2 protein-coding genes and 1 pseudogene are annotated in these 21,549 nt (G+C 63.2%); all 3 read left to right on the top strand.

Annotated features, from left to right (window positions below; all coding sequences use genetic code 11):
• Positions 1-21: 21 nt before the first annotated feature.
• The 3 genes and pseudogenes from HWQ14_RS16795 (at position 22) to HWQ14_RS16785 (ending at position 21,542) form a co-directional block, all read left to right on the top strand.
• On the top strand, positions 22-18,027 hold the full coding sequence (locus HWQ14_RS16795; protein WP_176610376.1) for an Ig-like domain-containing protein: 18,006 nt from the start codon (positions 22-24) through the stop codon (positions 18,025-18,027).
• A gap of 176 nt (positions 18,028-18,203) precedes the next feature.
• Positions 18,204-20,369: a type I secretion system permease/ATPase gene (locus HWQ14_RS16790; protein WP_176610375.1), complete on the top strand. Its 2,166-nt coding sequence runs from the start codon at positions 18,204-18,206 to the stop codon at positions 20,367-20,369.
• Positions 20,366-21,542 (top strand): annotated as a pseudogene (locus tag HWQ14_RS16785) (HlyD family type I secretion periplasmic adaptor subunit). The gene HWQ14_RS16790 and the pseudogene HWQ14_RS16785 overlap by 4 nt, the downstream one beginning before the upstream one ends.
• Positions 21,543-21,549: the final 7 nt, after the last annotated feature.

The raw sequence follows: 21,549 nt of genomic DNA, 5'->3' as shown, positions 1-21,549 counted from the left end.
CACACCTGCAAGGAGAAGAATATGAGTAACGCAAAAGTTGTTGATGTCATCGTTCGCAAGACGGCAGAAAAAACGAGATTAACCGGCGAAGGAAATCTGTCGGTCTCCATTTCATCGCCGAGCGTAATTGAAATTCAGGGTTCTGCGCAGGACGTGGTGCGTTATGTCCGCCAGGGAAAAGACCTCCTTATTTATATGAAAGACGGCAGCGTCATTCGCTGCAATAACTATTTTGTCGACGATCCGGAAACCCATAATCAGTCCGAACTGGTATTTAACGATAGCCAGGAACTGACGCATATTTCATTTGCCGATGCCGGGGAAGCATCAGGCGCTGTCGCGACCGAATTAACCGCCCAGGCCGCGCCGATTAGCAGCATTGAGCCTTTCCTGGAGCAGGGAAGCGCGCTGAGCGATGCGCCGTGGGGATGGATTGCGGGCGCGGCGCTCGGCGGCGGGGCCATCGGCGCGCTGCTGGCCAGCGGGGGCGACGGTGAAACCAAAACGAAGGTGATTGATAATACGAAAGAGGTTGAGAGCGCCACGCCGACGTTCTTGCTTACGGACAACGCGGGTGACAGGCAGGGCGTGCTGAGCGCAAACGCCATCACGGATGACAACACCCCAACCTTTAGCGGCACCGGCCAGCCGGGCGCGACGATACAGGTCAAAGACAGCAGCGGAAGCACCATCGCCAGCGCCATGGTCGCCAAAGACGGCACCTGGTCGGTAACCTTACCCGCCCAGAAGGATGGGGAGCATACCTGGTCGGTCGTGCAGATCGACGGCAGCAAAACCACGGCGGCCGGCAGCATTACCGTCACCGTCACCACTGCCGACGCGAGCGTGACGCTGGCGACGACGGCGGGGGATAACGTGATTAACGCCAGCGAACAAGCCGCCGGCTTTACGCTCTCCGGCAGCGCTAAAAACCTGGCGCAGGGCACGGCGCTGACCGTTACGCTGAACGGCAAAACCTATACCGCTGAAGTGGGCGCCGACGGCGGCTGGCGCGTGAACGTGCCGGCCGCGGACGCGCAGGCGCTGGGGGACGGCACCTGGACGGTGAACGTCAGCGGTAAAGACGCGGCGGGCAACACCGTGACCGGCAGCCAGACGATTGGCGTGGATACCGCTGCGCCGACGATTTCCGTCGATACTCTCGCGCAGGACAACGTCATCAACGCGGCGGAGCATAATCAGCCGCTGACCCTGACCGGTAAAACCAGCGCCGAAGCCGGACAAATCGTGACGGTGACGCTGAACGGTAAAAACCATACCGCGACCGTGGGCAGCGATGGCGGCTGGTCCGTCACGCTGCCCGCCAGCGAGGTGCAGTCGCTGGCGAACGGTCAGCACACCCTGACGGTTAACGTCAGCGACAAGGCGGGGAACGGCGCATCCACCACCGCGGACGTTACCGTTGATACGACGGCCCCGGTAGTGACCATCAACACCGTCGCGGGCGACGATATTCTGAACACCAGCGAGCAGGGCCAGGCGCAGATTATCTCCGGTAAGGCAAACGGTGCGGCCGCTGGCGATATCGTGACCGTCACCGTTGGCGGACAGACCTTCACCGGAGCGGTGCAGGCGGACGGCAGCTGGAGCGTAGGCATTCCTGCCTCCGCCGTCGGTGCGCTGGGGGAAGGCAAACACGGCATTTCCGTTTCCGTGACCGACGCGGCGGGCAATACCGGCAGCGCCACGCGCGATATTACCCTGAGCGGCAACCCGCCGGAATTCACGATTGACGCCATCAGCCAGGATAACGTCCTGAACGCGCAGGAGGCCATGCAGCCGCTGAGCCTGACCGGCACCAGCAACCTGCCGGACGGCAGCGCCATCACCGTGACCCTCAACGGCGTTAGCTATGCGGCCACGGTGGCGGGCGGCGTCTGGTCCGTGCAGGTGCCGGTCTCCGACGTGCTGAGCCTGGCGAACACCCTTTACCCCGTCAGCGTGAGCGGCACCGACAGCGTGGGCAACAGCGGCTCCGCCGAGGCGAACCTGCTGGTTGACACCGCGCTGCCGCAGGTGATCGTCAATACCTTTGCGGGCAATAACCTGGTTAACAATGCCGAAACGGCTGTCGATCAGACCCTCAGCGGGCGCGTAACCGGCGCGGCGGCGGGCGATACGGTCTCCATTACCGTGGGCGGCAAGAGCTATACCGCCGAGGTCAGCAGCGATTTGACCTGGAGCGTGACGATCCCTTCAGCGGATCTTAAGGCGTTTGGCGATGGCGAACTGACCTTTACCGCCTCCGTCACCAACGCCCACGGCAACACCGGCACCGGCGAGCGCGATATCAGCATCAACGCCGAACTGCCGGGCCTGCGCGTCAACACCATCTCCGGTGATGACGTCATTAACGCCATAGAGCAGCAGCAGGATCTGACCGTATCCGGCTCCAGCACCCATCTGGCCGCCGGCGCGCAGATTACCGTCACCATTAATAACGTCGACTATCCTGCCGTGGTTAACGCCAGCGGCGGCTGGCAGATCGGCGTGCCGGCAGCCGATCTCCAGGCCTGGACGGCGGGCAACGTCGTCGTGCACGCCAGCGCGCAGGATGCCTGGGGCAACACCGTCTCTGCCGAGCATCCCGTCGAGCTGGACCTGAACGCCGTGGCGGTCACTATTGACGTTGTCTCAGGCGATGACCTGCTCAACGCGGCGGAAAAAGGCAGCGATCTGACCCTGTCCGGCCAGACGCAGGGCGTAGAAGCAGGCCAGACCGTGGTGGTCAAATTTGCTGACCAGACCTTTACCGCGCAGGTACAGCAGGACGGCACCTGGAGCCTGACCGTGCCCGCCAGCGCCATGGAAACCCTGATCGACGGCCGCGCGCAGATTAGCGCCAGCGTGACGAACGCCAGCGGCAACAGCGCCGATGCGGCCCGCGTGGTGACGGTGGATACGCAGCCGCCGACCATAACCATTAACAACCTGACCGACGATAACATCATCAATGCGGCAGAAGCGCAGCAGGACCTGATCGTCAGCGGCACCAGCAGCGCGCAGGCGGGCCAGACGGTCACCGTGACGCTGAACGGCAAGTCGTACCAGACCACCGTGCAGGCGGACGGCAGCTGGCAGCTGAGCGTTCCGGCCGCCGATGCTGGCGCGCTGAACGACGGTAACCTCACCGTGACGGCCACCGTGAGCGACGTGGCGGGCAACACCAGCAGCGCGGACCGCGTCGGCCTGGTGGATGCCACCGTGCCGCAGGTGACGATTAACGACTTTGTCACCGACACCAATACCGTTAACCAGCTCGCCCATTCACAGGCGCAGATCCTGAGCGGCTCCGTGACCGGCGCGGCAGCGGGCGATCGGGTGACCGTCACCATTAACAGCGTCGATTACACCACGGTGGTGGATGCGGCGGGGAACTGGAGCCTTGGCCTGCCCGCGTCTGTCGTGCAGGGGCTGACGGACGGCACCTGGACCATCGACGTCTCCGTGACCGACCGATCCGGCAATACCGGAAGCAGTTCACTGGATGTGGTGGTGAATACCGTGACGCCTGTTATCGCCATCAGCACGCTGGCGGCGGACGACGTGATTAACGCGACCGAGAAGGGTGAAGATCTGCTGCTCTCTGGCACCAGCAATCAGCCGGAAGGAACACGCGTCACCGTTAACCTGAACGGCATCAATTACACCGCCACTACTGACGCCAGCGGTAACTGGAGCGTGACCGTACCGGCCTCGGCCGTTAGCGCGCTGGGAGAAGCCCATTACACCGTGACGGCGAGCGTCACGGATAACGTAGGCAACAGCGCCTCAACCTCACACGATGTGCTGGTGGACACCTCGCTGCCGGTGGTGACGATCGACACGCTGGCGGGTGACAATATCGTTAACGCAGCGGAAGTGGCGGCAGGGCAAACCCTGACCGGTAAGGTGACGAACGCAGCGTCAGGTGACACTGTCACTATTATCCTTGGCGGCCAGACGTACACCGCTACCGTGCAGGACGATCTCACCTGGAGCCTGTCGTTAAGCGAGAGCCAGCTTACCGCGCTCGGCAACGGCGAGCTCACCGTATCGGCCAGCGTGACCAACGCGCACGGCAATACCGGCTCCTCTTCTCTCGACTTCAACATCGACGCCCAACTCCCGGGACTGCGGATTGATACCGTCGCAGGTGACGACGTGATTAACGTGATTGAACACGCGCAGAACCTGATTGTGTCTGGTACCAGTAGCGATCTGGCGGCGGGCAGCACCGTTACCGTGACCATCAACGGCAAAGATTATTCCGCAACGGTACTGGCGGACGGCACCTGGCAGGCGGCGGTACCGGCGGCCGATGTGTCCCAGTGGGCAGATGGTTCGCTCACCATCAGCGCCAGCGCGCAGGATGCCTCCGGCAACCCGGTGGCTATCGGGACCGTCGTGGATGTCGATCTCGCGCCTGTCGCCATCACCATCAGCAGCGTGACCGACGATAACGTGCTCAACGCGGCGGAAAAAGGCCAGGACCTGGTGCTTTCCGGCACCACGTCCAACGTTGAAGCGGGTCAGACCGTGACCATCACCTTCGCGGGTAAAACCTATACCACGACGGTGGATACCAACGGCGACTGGACCTACACCGTACCGTCAGCTGATTTGAGCGGCCTGAAAGACGGCGACGCCAGCGTGCAGGTCAGCGTCACCAACGTGAACGGCAACGCGGCGTCTTCGGCGCAGGAATTCAGCGTCGATACCACCGCGCCGACGGTGACCATCAACACCATCAGCAATGACAATATGCTGAACGCGGCAGAGGCGGCGCAGGATCTGACCCTGAGCGGCACCTCTACTGCCGAAGCAGGCCAGACGGTCACCGTGACCTTCAACGGCAATCAATACACCGCGCAGGTGCAGGCGGACGGCAGCTGGACGCTCGACGTTCCGGCGGCGGATATGGCAGGCATTACCGACGGCAGCGCGGCGGTAACGGCGACCGTGTCCGATAAGGCGGGCAACCCGGCTAGCGCGGGCTCCTCGGTGCTGGTCGACACCACCGTTCCGCAGATTACGTTCAACATCGTGGCGGGCGACGACATCGTTAATATTGCCGAGCACGGCCAGGCGCTGATCGTTTCCGGTAAGGTAACGGGCGCGCAGGCGGGCGACGTAATCACCGTTACCCTGAACGGCAAAGACTACACCGCGATGCTGGACGCGTCCGGCAGCTGGAGCGTGGGCGTGCCGGCGGCGGACGTGGGCGCGCTGGCGGACGGCGGCCAGACCATTACCGCCACGATTACGGATAAAGCGGGCAACAGCTCCACCGCAGCGCACAATGTTGACGTCTCCCTGACCGCGCCGACTATCGCCATCGATACCGTCGCGAACGACGACGTGATTAACGCGACGGAGAAAGGCCAGGATCTGCTCCTCACCGGCACCAGCAACCAGCCGGCCAATACCGCCGTTACGGTAACCCTGAACGGCGTAAGCTACGCCGCGACCACCGACGCCAGCGGCAGCTGGAGCGTTACCGTTCCGGCGGCCAACGTCTCGGCGCTGGGCGAAGCGGGCTATACCGTCTCGGCGAGCGTGACCGATGCCGCAGGCAACAGCGCGAGCGCCGACCACAGCGTGCGGGTTGACGGCGCGCTGCCGACGGTGACCATCAACGCGGTGGCGATTGACGATACGATCAACGCGGCGGAGGTCGCCTCCGGGCAGACCCTGAGCGGAAAGGTCAGCGGGGCGGCGAGCGGTGACACTGTCACGATTGTCGTGGGCGGCAACCGCTTTACCGCCACGGTTCAGGACGACTTAAGCTGGTCGGTCAACGTGCCGTCCGACGTGCTTACAGCGCTCGGTAACGGCGATTTGACCGTGTCCGCCAGCGTTACCAACGGCGTGGGCAACACCGGCTCCGGCGCGCGCGACATCACCATCGACGCCAGCCTGCCGGGCCTGCGCGTAAATACCATGGCGGGTGACGACGTCATCAACAGCATTGAACATGCGCAAAACCTGATTATCACCGGCTCCAGCGAGGGGCTGGCAAGCGGCACCGCGCTGTCGGTGAACGTAAACGGTAAAATCTATGCGGCGACGGTGCTGGCCGACGGCACCTGGACAGCGGCCATTCCGGCCTCGGACGTGAGCGCGCTTGGCGCGGGCACGGTCACCGTGACCGTCACAGGCCAGAGCACGGCGGGTAACCCGGTCTCCATCAGCCATGACGTGAAGGTCGATCTGGCGGCGGTGGCCATCAGCGTTGACGCGATTGCCGCGGACGACGTGATTAACGCCGCGGAAAAAGGCGCGGATCTGGTGCTGTCCGGCACCACCACCAACGTGGAAGAAAACCAGACCGTCCACATCACCTTTGGCGGCAGGTCATACACCGCCACCGTGGACGCGAGCGGCCACTGGACGGCGACCGTGCCGTCAGCCGACCTCGGCAGCCTGAAGGACGGGAATGCCAGCGTGCAGGTGAGCGTCACCAACGTGAACGGCAACAGCGCCTCGGCGGGGCGTGAATACAGCGTGGACGCCACCGCGCCAACGCTCTCCATTGAGATCGTCAGCGACAACAACATTATCAACGCCGCAGAAGCGCAGCAGGATCTGGTCGTTAACGGCGTCACTAACGCCGAAGCGGGCCAGACCGTCACCGTCACCCTGAACGGCGTGGACTACACCACCACCGTACAGGCGAACGGTAGCTGGAGCGTGACCGTGCCGTCTGCAGACGTAGGCGCGATTACCGAAGGCAACTACACCATCAGCGCCGCCGTGTCTGATAAGGCGGGCAACCCCGCCTCTGCGGATCGTGACGTGCTGGTCGATACCACCGTTCCGCAGCTGACCATTAACACCGTTTCCGACGACGACGTGATCAACAGCGCCGAGCATGCGCAGGCATTGATTGTCACGGGTTCCGTAACTGGCGCGGCGGCGGGCGACGTGGTCACCGTTACCCTCAACGGCAAATCGTACACCGCCACCCTGGATGCCTCCGGCAACTGGAGCGTGGGCGTGCCTGCGGCAGACGTTAGCGCTCTGGCCGCCGGGGATCACGCTATCACCGCGGCGCTGACCGATAAAGCCGGGAACAGCGGCAGCGCTACCCGCGACGTTGAGGTCAACCTCACCGCGCCGGTGCTGACCATCGACACCGTTTCCGACGATGACGTCATCAACAGCGCCGAAAAAGCGCAGGATCTGTCGGTCTCCGGCAGCGCAACCGGCCTGGCGGCGGGTGCAGCGGTGACCGTAATGCTGAACGGCAAAGCCTACAGCGCCACGGTTGATAACAGCGGAAAATGGACGACCACGGTTCCGGCGAGCGAAGTGGGCCAGCTGGGTGAAGCCCTTTACACCGTCACTGCGTCAGCCACGGACAGCGTGGGCAACAGCGCCAGCACCTCGCACGGGATTAGCGTGGAGTCGGTCCTGCCCGGCGTCACCATTAACGCCGTGGCGGGCGACGACGTGATTAACGCCGCCGAGCTGGCCGCAGGCCAGACCCTCAGCGGAACGGTGGTAAATGCCGAGGCGGGCAATACCGTGACGGTCACCGCTGGCGGCAACACCTGGACCACAACGGTGCAGAGCGACCTGACCTGGTCCGTCGACGTGCCGGAAGCGGTGCTGAAGGCGCTGGGCAACGGCGATTTAACGGTGTCAGCCAGCGTCACCAACGGCGTGGGCAACACCGGTTCCGGCGAGCGCGAAATCGTTATAGATGCAAATCTGCCGGGCCTGCGCGTGGACACCGTGGCGGGCGATGACGTGATCAACAGCATCGAGCACGGGCAGAACCTGATCGTGACGGGCTCCAGCGATGGCCTGGCCGCAGGCGCCGCGCTGACGGTCACCCTGAACGGTAAAACCTATGCGGCCACCGTGCTGGCAGACGGCACCTGGCGCGCGGCGATTCCGGCGGCGGACGTGGCCGACCTGGCAGCAGGCACGGTGACCGTGACCGTGGCGGGCCAGAGCAGCGCGGGCAACCCGGTTTCCATCGACCATAACGTGAAGGTGGATCTGGCGGCCGTGGCGATCGGCATCGACGCCGTCGCCACCGACGACGTGATTAACGCGGCGGAAAAAGGCGCGGATCTGGTGCTGTCCGGCACCACCAGCAGCGTGGAAGAAAATCAGACCGTCACGATACGCTTTGGCGGAAAAACCTATACCGCAACCGTTGACGCGCAGGGCAAATGGACCACCACCGTGCCGTCCGCCGATCTGGCAGGACTGAAGGACGGCGACGCCAGCGTGCAGGTGAGCGTCACCAACGTCAACGGCAACAGCGCCTCGGCGGGCCGCGAGTACAGCGTGGACGCTACCGCGCCGTCGGTGACCATCAGTACGATTGCGGCTGACGACATCCTGAACGCCACCGAAGCGCAGTCTGACCTGGCGATCTCCGGCACCAGCACCGCACAAGCGGGGCAGACGGTGACCGTGAGCCTGAACGGCAAGGACTACACCGCAGCGGTAGGCTCAGACGGCAGCTGGACGCTGAACGTTCCGGCGGCCGATCTTGCAGGCTTAACGGACGGCAGCGTGACCGTGACGGCCTCCGTGAGCGATAAAGCCGGTAACCCGGCCTCGGTTGACCATAACCTGACGGTGGACGTGACCGTTCCGGCGGTAACCATTAACGTTATTGCGGGCGATGACGTGATTAACGTGGCGGAACACGGCCAGGCGCAGATCGTCAGCGGCTCCGCCACCGGCGCGGCGGCGGGCGACAAGGTCACCGTCACCATTGGCGGCCAGACCTACACCACCGTGCTGGACGCGGCGGGTAACTGGAGCGTGGGCGTTCCGGCCAGCGTGATTTCGGGCCTCAGCGACGGCACCGTGACCGTCACGGCGTCCGTCACCGACGCGGCGGGCAACACCGGCACCGGCACGCATAACGTGACCGTCGATACCGGTCTGCCATCGGTCAACTTCAACGCCATCAGCGATGACAACGTCCTGAACGCCGTTGAAAAGGGTCAGGATCTGAGCGTCAGCGGCACCAGCGCCAACCTCGCGGAAGGCACCGTGGTGACCGTGACCCTCAACGGCAAAAACTACACGGCGACGACTGCGGCAGACGGCACCTGGAGCCTGACGGTTCCGGCAGCGGATCTGGCCGGTCTCGGTCAGGCTAATTACACCCTGAACGCGACCGCCACCAACGGCGTGGGCAACACCGTGAGCAATACCGCGAACCTGCTGGTGGACACCGCGCTGCCTACCGTAACCATCAATACCGTGGCGGGCGACAACGTCATCAACGCGGCGGAAGTGGCGGCAGGCCAGACCCTGAGCGGCACCGTGGCGAATGCCGAAGCGGGCAATACCGTTACCGTCACCATAGGCGGCAACAGCTACACCGCAACGGTGCAGAGCGATCTGACCTGGTCCGTGAACGTGCCGTCTGACGTGCTGACCGCGCTGGGCAACGGTAGCCTGAGCGTGACGGCGACCGTCACCAGCGGCCACGGCAATACCGGAACCGGCGAGCGCGATATTACTATCGACGCTAACCTGCCGGGACTGCGCGTGGATACCGTGGCGGGCGACAATGTCGTCAACAGCATCGAGCACGCGCAGAACCTGATTGTCACCGGCTCCAGCGACGGGCTGGCGTCGGGCACGACGCTGACCGTCACCGTCAACGGTAAAGACTATGCGGCGACGGTACTGGCGGACGGCACCTGGAGCGCGGCGATCCCGTCCACCGACGTGAGCGCCTGGCCGGAAGGCACCGTGAAAATCAGCGTTACCGGCGACAGCGCGGCGGGGAATCCGATTACCATCAGCCACGACGTCACCGTGGATCTGGCGGCCGTTGCTATCAGCATCAACGCCATTGCCGCCGACGACGTGATTAACGCGGCGGAGAAAGGGGCGGATCTTGTGCTCTCAGGCGCTACCACCAACGTGGAGGCCGGGCAGACCGTTACCCTGAGCCTGAACGGCAAAATCTACACCACCACCGTCGATGACAGCGGCAACTGGACCTATACCGTGCCGTCTGCGGATCTCGCGGGCCTGAAGGACGGCGACGCCAGCGTGCAGGTGAGCGTCACCAACGTCAACGGCAACAGCGCGTCCGCGGGGCGCGAGTACAGCGTGGACGCTACCGCGCCGTCGCTGACCATCAGTACGATTGCGGCAGACGACATTCTGAACGCCGCGGAAGCGCAGTCTGAACTGGCGATCTCCGGCACCAGCACCGCCGAAGCGGGCCAGACGGTGACCGTCTCTCTGAACGGCAAGGATTACACCGCAACGGTAGGTTCAGACGGCAGCTGGACGCTGAACGTTCCGGCGGCCGACCTTGCGGGTCTGAGCGACGGCAGCGTGACCGTGACGGCCTCCGTGAGCGATAAAGCCGGTAACCCGGCCTCCGTTGACCACAACCTGACGGTGGACGTGACCGTTCCGGCGGTGACCATCAACGCCGTTGCAGGCGATGACGTCATTAACGTCACCGAGCACGCTCAGGCGCAAATCATCAGCGGAACCGCTACCGGTGCGGCGGCGGGCGACAAGGTCACCGTCACCATTGGCGGCCAGACCTACACCACCGTGCTGGACGCGGCGGGTAACTGGAGCGTGGGCGTTCCGGCCAGCGTCATTTCCGGCCTCAGCGACGGCACCGCGACCGTCACGGCGTCCGTCACCGACGCGGCGGGCAACACCGGCACCGGCACCCACAGCGTGACCGTCGACACCGGCCTGCCGTCCGTTAACTTTGGCGCCATCAGCGGCGATAACGTGCTGAACGCGGTGGAGAAAGGTCAGGACCTGAGCGTGAGCGGCACCAGCGCTAACCTGGCGCAAGGCACCACGGTTACCGTGACCCTGAACGGTAAAAGCTATACGGCGACGACGGCGGCGGACGGCACATGGAGCCTGACGGTACCGGCGGCGGATCTGGCGGGCCTGGGCCAGGCGAATTACACCCTGAGCGCGACCGCGACTAACGGCGTGGGCAACAGCGTGAGCAATACCGCTAACCTGCTGGTGGACACCGCGCTGCCGACCGTCACCATCAACACCGTGGCGGGCGACAACGTCATCAACGCCGCGGAAGTGGCTACCGGCCAGACCATCAGCGGCACCGTGGCGAACGCTGAAGCGGGTAATACCGTGACGGTGACCATTGGCGGCAACAGCTATACCGCGACGGTACAGAGCGATCTCAACTGGTCGGTAAGCGTGCCGGAGTCCGTCCTGACGGCGCTCGGCAACGGCGATTTGACCGTGTCAGCCTCCGTCACCAACGGCCACGGCAACACCGGCACCGGCGAGCGCGAGATTACTATCGACGCTAACCTGCCGGGCCTGCGCGTGGACGTAGTGGCGGGCGATGACGTGATCAACAGCATTGAACATACTCAAAACCTGATCGTCACCGGCTCCAGCGACGGGCTGGCGGCGGGCGCTACGCTCACCGTGACCCTCAACGGCAAAACCTACGCGGCGTCCGTGCTGGCAGACGGCACCTGGAGCGCGGCAATCCCGGCGGCAGACGTAGGTGCCCTGGCCGCAGGTACGGTCACCGTCATCGTGGCGGGACAGAGCAGCGCGGGCAACCCGGTCACTATCAGCCACGACGTGACCGTCGATCTGGCGGCCGTGGCTATCAGCATTGATGCCATTGCCGCCGACGACGTGATTAACGCGGCGGAGAAAGGGGCGGATCTGGTGCTTTCTGGTGCCACGACTAACGTGGAAGAAAACCAGACCGTCACTATTACCTTCGGCGGCAAGACCTATACCGCGAAAGTGGATGCTGACGGTAACTGGACCGCAACCGTGCCTTCTGCGGATCTGGCGGGCCTGAAGGACGGCGACGCCAGCGTGCAGGTGAGCGTTACCAACGCGCACGGCAACAGCGCGTCCGCGGGGTGCGAGTACAGCGTGGATGCCACCGCGCCAGCCGTCACTATTGATACGGTTGCGGGCGATAACGTGATCAACGGCGCTGAAGCCGGGGCCGGTGTAACGGTTTCCGGTACGACAACGGCCGAAGTCGGCCAGACGGTGACCGTGACGCTCGGCGGCAACAGCTATACCGCCCAGGTGCAGCAGGGGGGCGTCTGGAGCGTCAATGTTCCTGGCACCGATCTGTCCGCCCTGGCAGACAACGGTTACACCGTGCAGGTCAGCGTCAGCGATGCCGCGGGGAACCCGGGCAGCGCGAGCAAGGCGATTACGCTGGACACCACGCCGCCGACCGTCAGCTTTAACGTCGTGGCGGGCGATAACGTTATTAACAGCGTGGAGCACGCGCAGGCGCAGATCGTCAGCGGCACGGCAACCGGCGCGAACGTCGGCGATAAGGTGTTCATCACCTTAGGTACGAACCAGTACACCACCACCGTTGACGCCAGCGGTAACTGGAGCGTGGGCGTTCCGGCCAGCGTGATTTCTGCGCTCAACGACGGCACCGTGACCCTTACCGCGACCATCACCGACAGCGCGGGCAACAGCAGCACCCGGACCCACGACGTCGTCGTGAACACGGCCTCCGTCGCGCTGACGGTGAACGCTATCGGCGGCGATGACGTTATTAACGCCGCGGAAGCGGGCAACGAGCTGGTGATTAGCGGGTCGAGCGCGCAGTTTGCCAGCGGTACGCAGGTTACCGTGACCCTCAACGGCAAGAGCTATACGGCCACCATCCAGAGCGACGGCTCGTGGACTACCACCGTTCCGGCTGCGGACGTCGGCGCGCTGGCGGACGGCGCGCGCTATCAGGTTTCTGTATCGGCGCACGACAGCGCGGGCAACGGCGCTTCGGCAGCGCATACTATCAGCGTGGATACCACCGCGCCGGTGGTGAGCATTGCGGCGCTGTCAGGGGATGACGTGCTGAATGCGGCGGAAGCGCAGCTGCCGCTGACCGTTCGCGGCTCCTCCAGCGCCGAGGCGGGCCAGACCGTCACCGTGACGCTGGGTGGGAAAACCTATACCGCCACTGTGGCAAACGACGGCACCTGGACGCTCGACGTTCCTGCCGCCGACCTGGCTGCCCTGAACGACGGCGCGCTGACGGTGACCGCCTCGGTTAACGACAAAGCCGGGAATAACGGCCAGACCACGCATACCTTAACGGTAGACACCACGGCGCCGACCGTGACCATCAGCACCGTCGCCGATGACGATATTGTGAACAACGCCGAGCAGCTGGCGGGCCAGACCATCAGCGGCACCACCACGGCGGAGCAGGGGCAGACGGTCACCGTCTCCTTCAACGGGCACAGCTACCAGGCGACCGTCGCGGCGGACGGGGCGTGGTCGGTCTTCGTGCCGGGCCGCGACTTCCTTGGCCTGACCGACGGGGAGTACACCATTACCGCCTCGGTGAGCGATAAGGCGGGGAACCCCGGCAGCGCATCGCACGACGTGACGCTGAACGGCGACGTGCCGACGATCGGCATCAACACGTTTGCGCAGGACGACATCGTTAACGCCGCCGAGCACGGCACGCCTCTGGTTATCAGCGGGACCACCGACGCGCCTGCGGGCCAGACGGTGACCATCACGCTGAACGGCAAAACCTATACCGCCACCGTGCAGGCGGACGGCAGCTGGAGCTATACGCTCGGTAGCGCGGACGTGACCGCGCTGGCGGACGGCGGCTCGTACGTCATCAACGCTCAGGTGAGCAATGCCATCGGCAACGCCGCCAGCGACAGCCACACCGTCACCGTGGATCTGACCGCGCCGTCAATGGGCATCAGCATTGATTCCCTGCAAAACGACACCGGCCTGAGCGCGAGTGATTTCATCACTAACGACGGACAGGTGTTGGTCAACGGCTCGCTGACGGCGGCGCTCGGCAATAACGAGAAGGCGCAGATCAGCCTCGACGGCGGCGCGACCTGGACTGACCTGGCCGTGACCGGCACCACATGGCGCTATACCGACGGCCGCACCCTGACCGACGGTACGTACGCGTACCAGGTGCGGGTGATTGATAACGCCGGGAACGTGGGGGCAACGGACAGCCAGGACGTGGTGATTGACCTGACGAAGCCTGCTGCAACGACCATAACCGTGGATGCCGTTTCGCAGGATACCGGCCTGTCCGGCAGCGACTTTATCACCAGCGACACCCAGATCAGCCTGAAGGGCACGCTCGGGGCGGCCCTCGGCAGCGGCGACCACGCGCAGATCAGCCTCGACGGCGGCGTGACCTGGACCGACGTGAGCGTGAGCGGGCTGAGCTGGACGTATATGGACGGCCGCACGCTTGCCGACGGCGACTACAACTACCAGCTGCGGGTGATTGACGACGCGGGGAACGTCAGCGCGACGACCAGCCAGGTTGTCACGATTGATACCGTAGCGCCGGACGCCAGCAAAACGATCGCTATCGACAGCATCAGCGACGATACCGGCCTGAGCAGCAGCGACTTTATCACCAACGATACCTCGCTGACGCTGCGCGGATCGCTGGGCGCGACGCTGGCCGACGGGGAGTATGCCCAGATCAGCATCGACGGCGGCGTAACCTGGCAGAACGTTATCGTCACCGGCAACAGCTGGTACTACGTGGACGGACGCACGCTGGGTAACCAGACCTATGACTACTACGTGCGCGTGGTCGATGCGGCGGGCAACGTGGGCGCCAGCGCGCATCAGCAGGTGACCGTCGATACGGTGGCGCCAGATGCCGCGATTACGGTGACCGTGGATAACATCACCGTGGATACCGGCTTCGATAACAACGATTTCCTGACCAGCTCGACCTCGTACACCCTCAACGGCACGCTCGGGGCGGAGCTGGGGGCGGGAGAGTACGTGCAGGTAAGCATGGACGGCGGCACCACCTGGGTATACGCCACCGTGAGCGGCACGCAGTGGCGCTATAGCGACACGCGCACGCTGACCGACGGTAGCTACAGTTACCAGGTGAGAGTCGTCGACCAGGCGGGGAACGTCGGCGCTACCGCGTCGCAGGCGGTAACGGTGGACACGCAGGCGCCGCAGTACGGCATCACCATCGACAGCATCAGCGACGATACCGGGCAGTCCGGCAGTGATTTCATCACCATGGACACCACTCTGACCCTCAACGGCTCGCTCGGCAGCGCGCTTGCAGGCGACGAGCGGGTGCAGATCAGCCTCGACGGCGGCAATACGTGGGTTGACGCTTCGGTGACGAACCAGCGCTGGAGCTACACCGATACCCGCGATCTGCCTGACGGGGATTACGCTTATCAGGTGCGGATTGTTGACCAGGCGGGCAACGTTGGCTCGACCGCTTCTCAGATCGTGACGGTGGATACCACGCCGCCTGACACGGTGGGAACGGTGGTCAGCTACACCGACGGGGAAGGCGAACGTCAGGGCACCTACGGCGCGTCAGTCGCGACGGATGATACCTCGCCGCTGATTAACGGTACGCTCAACCGCGCCCCGGAGGACGGTGAAATTGTGCAGCTTTACCGTGACGGAATCCTGCTTGGTCAGGTGACCATGAACGGCAGCGCCAGCTGGTCCTTCCAGGACAACGGCCTGAGCGATGGCAACCACACCTACATTGTGCGCGTCACCGATAAAGCCGGTAACTACACGGAATCGGACGGGTTTGTGCTGAACGTCGATACCAGCGTACCGACCACCACGGCGGCAATTACCGCCCAGACCACCTCCGATACCACGCCGATTGTCAGCGGTACGGTATCCGCAGACCTGGTGAACGGTGAATATCTGGTGGTGACGGTGAACGGTAAAACCTATACCTCGCAGACCGGCGGTGCGGTCGTCGTCGATCCGGATCACAACACCTGGTATCTGCAGATCCCGGACGGCGATGCCCTTAGCGTGGCGAGCTACGACGTCACGGCGCAGGTCAAGAGCAGCGCGGGCAACGGCAATACCACCGGCACGGCGACCGGCAGCCTGGTGATTGATACCACCACGGTGAATACCGACTGGGCGACCACGACGGGGAACAGCAACAACTCGACCATGACCGTCGGCACGAACAGCAGCGGCCTGTGGAGCATCATTGCTAACAGCCAGTCTTACTCCAGCAGCGATAGCTCGACCTATGCCGGAAATACGCTGAGCAATACCCGCGGCTACTACGTGGTGAGCCAGACCGCCGCCGACTTCGACCGTAACGGCACGCAGGATATCTTCGCAACGGAGAACACCTACGCCGGCTCCACGCAGGTGATGTGGACCTACGATGGCAGCACCTATAACGCCAGCCAGCTGGCGATGGGGACCACCATCTGGTACGGCGGGGTGATGGCGTACGATAAAACCGGGGATGGCTATCTGGACCTGGCCTACGGTGATGCCGGTATGGACTCCCTGACCTACCTGGTGAACAACAACGGCGTTCTGTCGCCGGATGGCACCGGCGGTGAGGGTGGGTTCTACGGTCAGTTTGATTCCGGGCGCGAGATTTCCGGCGTCGACCTGAACAACGACGGCACGGTGGATATTGTGCAGCACACCAACCGCAGCGGCGCGTACTCGCTTACCGTGATTAACAACAACGGCAACGGTACGCTGTCCATCGGCCAGAACATGACCAACGTGTTTGTGGTGAACGCGGCGAATACCACCACGGCGGCGTCCATGACGTGGGCGGACTTCAACGGTGATGGCTACATGGATCTGTACCTGGGCAGCAGCTACAACAACACCGGTGGGGTGATTTACTACAACAACGGTGCAGGACAGTTGTCCACCACCAAGAGCGCGGTTGAGGCCTCTAACGCCTCCGCGGGCTATCTGTCGGTGGCGGTAGACTGGAACGGTGACGGGCAGATGGACATCGTTAAGCTCAGCACCTACGGCGGCTCGCAGACCGCGACGCTGTTCACCAACAACGGCTACGGCTCAAGCTGGACCTCCAGCCAGCTGGCGTCAGGGCTTGCTAACGTTACCGGCGTGGCCGCAGTGGACTACAACTGGGACGGTGCGAAGGACCTGCTGGTCTCGCAGCAAAACGGCAAGGTGGTGCTGGTGCAAAACAGCAAGACCATTGCGGACGGTACCGCGATGCATCTGCACATTGTCGACAGCGAAGGCATCAACGCCTACTACGGCAATACGGTCAACCTGTACAACGCCGCAGGCGTGCTGGTGGCCTCGCAGATCATCAACGCCCAGTCCGGTATTGGTTCGAACGATACCTCCGCGCTGGTGAGCTTCTACGGCCTGGATCCGAACGAGACCTACTCGGCAGAGATCGTGAAAATCACCAACGGCGTGTCGGATAACGTCACCTGGAGCGGCCTGGAGGCGGGCAACGGCAAGGAGGGCTACGTGCTCACCGCCGAAGCGGCCACCGGCGGCCACAGCGGAACGATTACCGGTACCGGGTATAACGACACCTTTATCGCGGAGGATGGCACCTATACCTACAACGGCTCCGGCGGCTGGAATACCCATTCCGACTATGACACCTGGAGCAACACCGGCGGAATGGACGCGGTGGATTACCGCAACGCCACGTCCGGCGTAACCGTCGATTTGCGCCTCTCAACCGCGCAGGACACCGGGTTCGGTACGTCACGACTGCTCAATATTGAAGGGATCAACGGCTCTGACTACGACGACGTCATTACCGGCAACAGCGGTGATAACCAGTTCGAAGGTCGCGGCGGTAACGACACCTTCAACATCGGCAGCGGCGGTCACGACACGTTGCTCTATAAGCTGATCAGCGCCTCGGACGCGACCGGCGGGAACGGCAGCGATGTGGTCAACGGCTTCACCGTCGGTACCTGGGAGGGGACGGCGGATACGGATCGCATTGACCTGCGCGACCTGCTGTCCGACAGCGGCTATACCGGCAGCGGCTCGGCGAGCTATGTCAACGGCGTCGCCACGCTGGACAGCAGCGCGGGCAACATCGCCGATTACATCCGCGTGGTGCAGAACGGCAGCAACACCGAGATCCAGGTTGACCTGGACGGGGCGGGCGGGCAGTTCACGCCGACCACCCTGGTGACGCTGAACGGCGTGCAGACTGATCTGGCCACGCTGCTGGCTAATCATCAGCTGTTAATTGCGTAAAAACCTGCCGCGGGGAGCGATCCTCGCGGCCTTTTGCGTTTCTTTACACGAATAGCCATAACCCTATATTTCACAAGATTATTTTGCGGGTTCGTTTAGGGATCGTTCCATTACTTATCGTCCCGCAAAGGTATCATTTCAGTGCGAAATTATCGCCCTGAACAGGACGTAGCATTATGAAGACACATCCACAGTACGAACCCTGGCTGCAGGGCATGCTCATCATCGCGAAGCACTATCGGCTGGACTTTTCGGCTGAGCATGTTCGGGTAACGATTAACCACGAAAGTCAGTCGCCGCGCCAGCTGGTGCTGGAGGAGATGGCGCGCCAGCTGGGGCTGGGGATGCGTATGGTGGCGGCGGAGGCGGTCTCGCTCGATCCGTGGCGTTTACCCCTGCTGGCGGAATTTACCGGCGGGCAGATTGCGGTGATTAACCGTATGGACAGCGACGGCAACGTCAGCCTGCAGTTTAGCGGCGACGGCGGCCTTGAGACGACGCTCACCCGCGAAGAGCTGGGGCCACGCCTGAAGGGGCTGATGGTGCTGCGCCCGCTGGAGTCCACGCCGGATGCCCGCGTAGACGAGTACATCAAACCGTACGAGAAGAACTGGTTCTGGCAGCTGGCGCTGAAGGACTGGCGGCGCTACGGCGACATCATGCTGGTGGCGCTGGTCGCTAACGTGCTGGCGCTCTCCGGGATGGTCTTTTCCATGCAGGTGTACGACAGGGTGGTGCCGTCGCAGTCGGAGGCCACGCTGTGGGTCCTGTTCGGCGGGGTAATGATTGCCATTGTGTTCGAGTTCATCATGCGCATGCTGCGGGTGCATATTTCGGACGTGGTGGGGAAACGCGCGGATCTGCGCATTTCTGAACGCGTGTTCGCCCACGCCCTGCGGATCAAAAACGGCGCTCGCTCAAGGTCGACCGGCTCGTTTATCGCCCAGATCCGCGAGCTGGAGTCGGTGCGCGAGCTAATCACCTCAACCACCATCGCGGCCATTTCCGATCTGCCGTTCTTCCTGCTGTTTGTCTTCATCCTGTGGATGATTGGCGGCCCGCTGGTGCTGGTGGTGCTGCTGGCCGTTCCGCTGCTGCTGATCCCCGGCCTGCTGGTACAGCGCCCGCTCGGGAAGCTGTCCAGCGAGGGGATGCGCGAATCGGCCATCCGTAACGCCACGCTGGTGGAGGCGGTGCAGGGCATCGAGGACATTAAGCTCATGCGCGCCGAACAGCGCTTTCAGAACCAGTGGAACAACACCAACGACGTGGCTGCAAGCGTCGGCATGAAGCAGCGCTGGCTGACCGGGCTGCTGCTGACGTGGACGCAGGAGGTACAGTCCATCGTTTACGCGGTAGTGTTGCTGGTGGGGTGCTATCTGGTTATCAGCGGCGATATGACCACCGGCGCGCTGGTGGGGACCTCGATTCTGGCCTCGCGCACTATCGCGCCGCTGTCGCAGATTTCCGGCGTGCTTTCCCGCTGGCAGTCGGCGAAGGTGGCGAGAAAGGGCCTGGACGATCTGATGCAGCGCCCGATTGACGATCCTCAGCAGGGCAAAAAGGTGCACAAAGCGCACCTGCGGGGCGACTACGTTCTCGACGACGTGGGTTTTTACTATGACGAAGAAGAGAAGCTTACCGTGCTGAGCATCAGCAAGCTGCGCATTCGCGCCGGGGAGCGCGTGGCGGTACTCGGGCGCAACGGCTCCGGGAAAAGCACCTTGCTACAGCTGCTGGCCGGCATGCAGGAGCCGCAGCAGGGCAGCATTCTGCTGGACGATATCGCGCTCAATCATCTGGATCCGGCCGACGTGCGCCGCGACATGCAGCTGCTGAGCCAGCAGGCGCGGCTGTTCTTTGGCTCCGTGCGGGACAACATCCTGATGGGTAACCCGCTGGCGACGGACGACGAGATCCACCAGGCGCTGGTCAACAGCGGCGCGCTGGAGTTTGTGCGTAAGCAGAAAATGGGGCTGAACTACATCATCAATGAAGGGGGCGCGGGGCTTTCAGGCGGCCAGCGTCAGGCGCTGCTGCTGGCCCGCGCGCTGATCACGTCGCCGAATATTCTGCTGCTGGACGAGCCTACCGCCTGGCTGGACGAGGTGAGCGAAAAGCAGTTTATTCAGCACCTCAGGCAGTGGCTGGGCAAGCGCCGGACGCTGGTGGTCGCTACCCATCGTCTGCCGATTCTGGAGCTGGTGGACCGCATCATCGTGCTGGAAAACGGTAAAGTGGTGATGGACGGCCCGCGGGATGCCATCCTGCGCCAGCACGGCATGGCGCCGCAGCAGGCGCCCCAGCGTACCGTCAAACTGAAAGCGGAGGGCGTGGCATGAATGATTTCTCCCGTTTTAACAGCCGGCTGAAGGAGCCGCGCCTGCCGCGCTCCACGCTGGTGGCCTGGTCTTTGTTTGCCCTGCTGGCGGTCTTTATCATCTGGGCCAGCCTTTTCCAGCTGGATGAGGTGACGACCGGCAGCGGCAAGGTGATCCCGTCGTCCCACGAACAGGTGATCCAGTCCCTGGAAGGGGGGGATTATTCACAGCCTGCTGGTGCGCGAAGGCGATATCGTCGAGCGGGGCCAGCAGCTGGCGCAGCTCGACCGCACCAAAACGGAATCCAGCGTGCTGGAGAGTGAATCCCGCCTTAATGCCGCGCTGGCAACCGCCGCGCGCCTGAAGGCCGAGGTAAACGATACGGCGCTGGCTTTCCCGGCGGAGCTGGACGATGACGTCGAGCTGGTTAAGCAGGAAACGGCACTTTATCAGTCACGCCGCGAGAGCCTGGAAAAAGGGCTGGCCGGGCTGCGTCAGGGAGCGGCGCTGGTGCAGCGCGAGCTGGCGCTAACCCGTCCGCTGGTTGTGCAGGGCGCGGCCAGCAAGGTTGAGGTGCTGCGTCTTGAGCGCCAGAAGAACGAGCTTGAGAATAAAATCACCGAGATGAAGAACCAGTACTACGTTCGCGCGCGTGAAGAGCTGGCGAAGGCCAACGCGGAGATCGAAGCGCAGCGTTCCGTCATGAAAGGGCGCGAAGATTCGCTGACTCGTCTGACCTTCAATGCGCCGGTGCGCGGCATCGTAAAGGATATTGACGTGACGACGGTAGGCGGGGTGATCCCGCCAAACGGCAAGCTGATGAGCCTGGTCCCGCTTGACGACCAGATGGTTATCGAGGCGAAAATCTCCCCGCGCGACGTGGCGTTTATCCATCCGGGGCAAAAAGCGCTGGTCAAAATTACCGCCTATGACTACTCCATCTACGGCGGGCTGAAGGGCGAGGTGACGATGATTTCCCCGGATACGCTCCAGGACGAGGTAAAAAGGGACGTCTATTACTATCGCGTTTATATCCGTACGGAGAGTAACCACCTGACGAACAGGCAGGGTAAAGCATTTCCGGTGTTTCCGGGCATGATAGCCACCGTCGATATCAAAACCGGCAGTAAATCGATTATTGATTATCTGCTGAAGCCGCTCAATAAAGCAAAAGAGGCGCTTCGCGAGCGATAAAAAAGGC

This window comes from Enterobacter cloacae (assembly GCF_013375935.1).
GTDB classification, from domain to species: Bacteria; Pseudomonadota; Gammaproteobacteria; order Enterobacterales; family Enterobacteriaceae; genus Enterobacter; species Enterobacter pasteurii.
The sequence above is the reverse complement of the archived record's forward strand: the minus strand, read 5'-3'. Positions and strand labels throughout refer to the sequence as shown.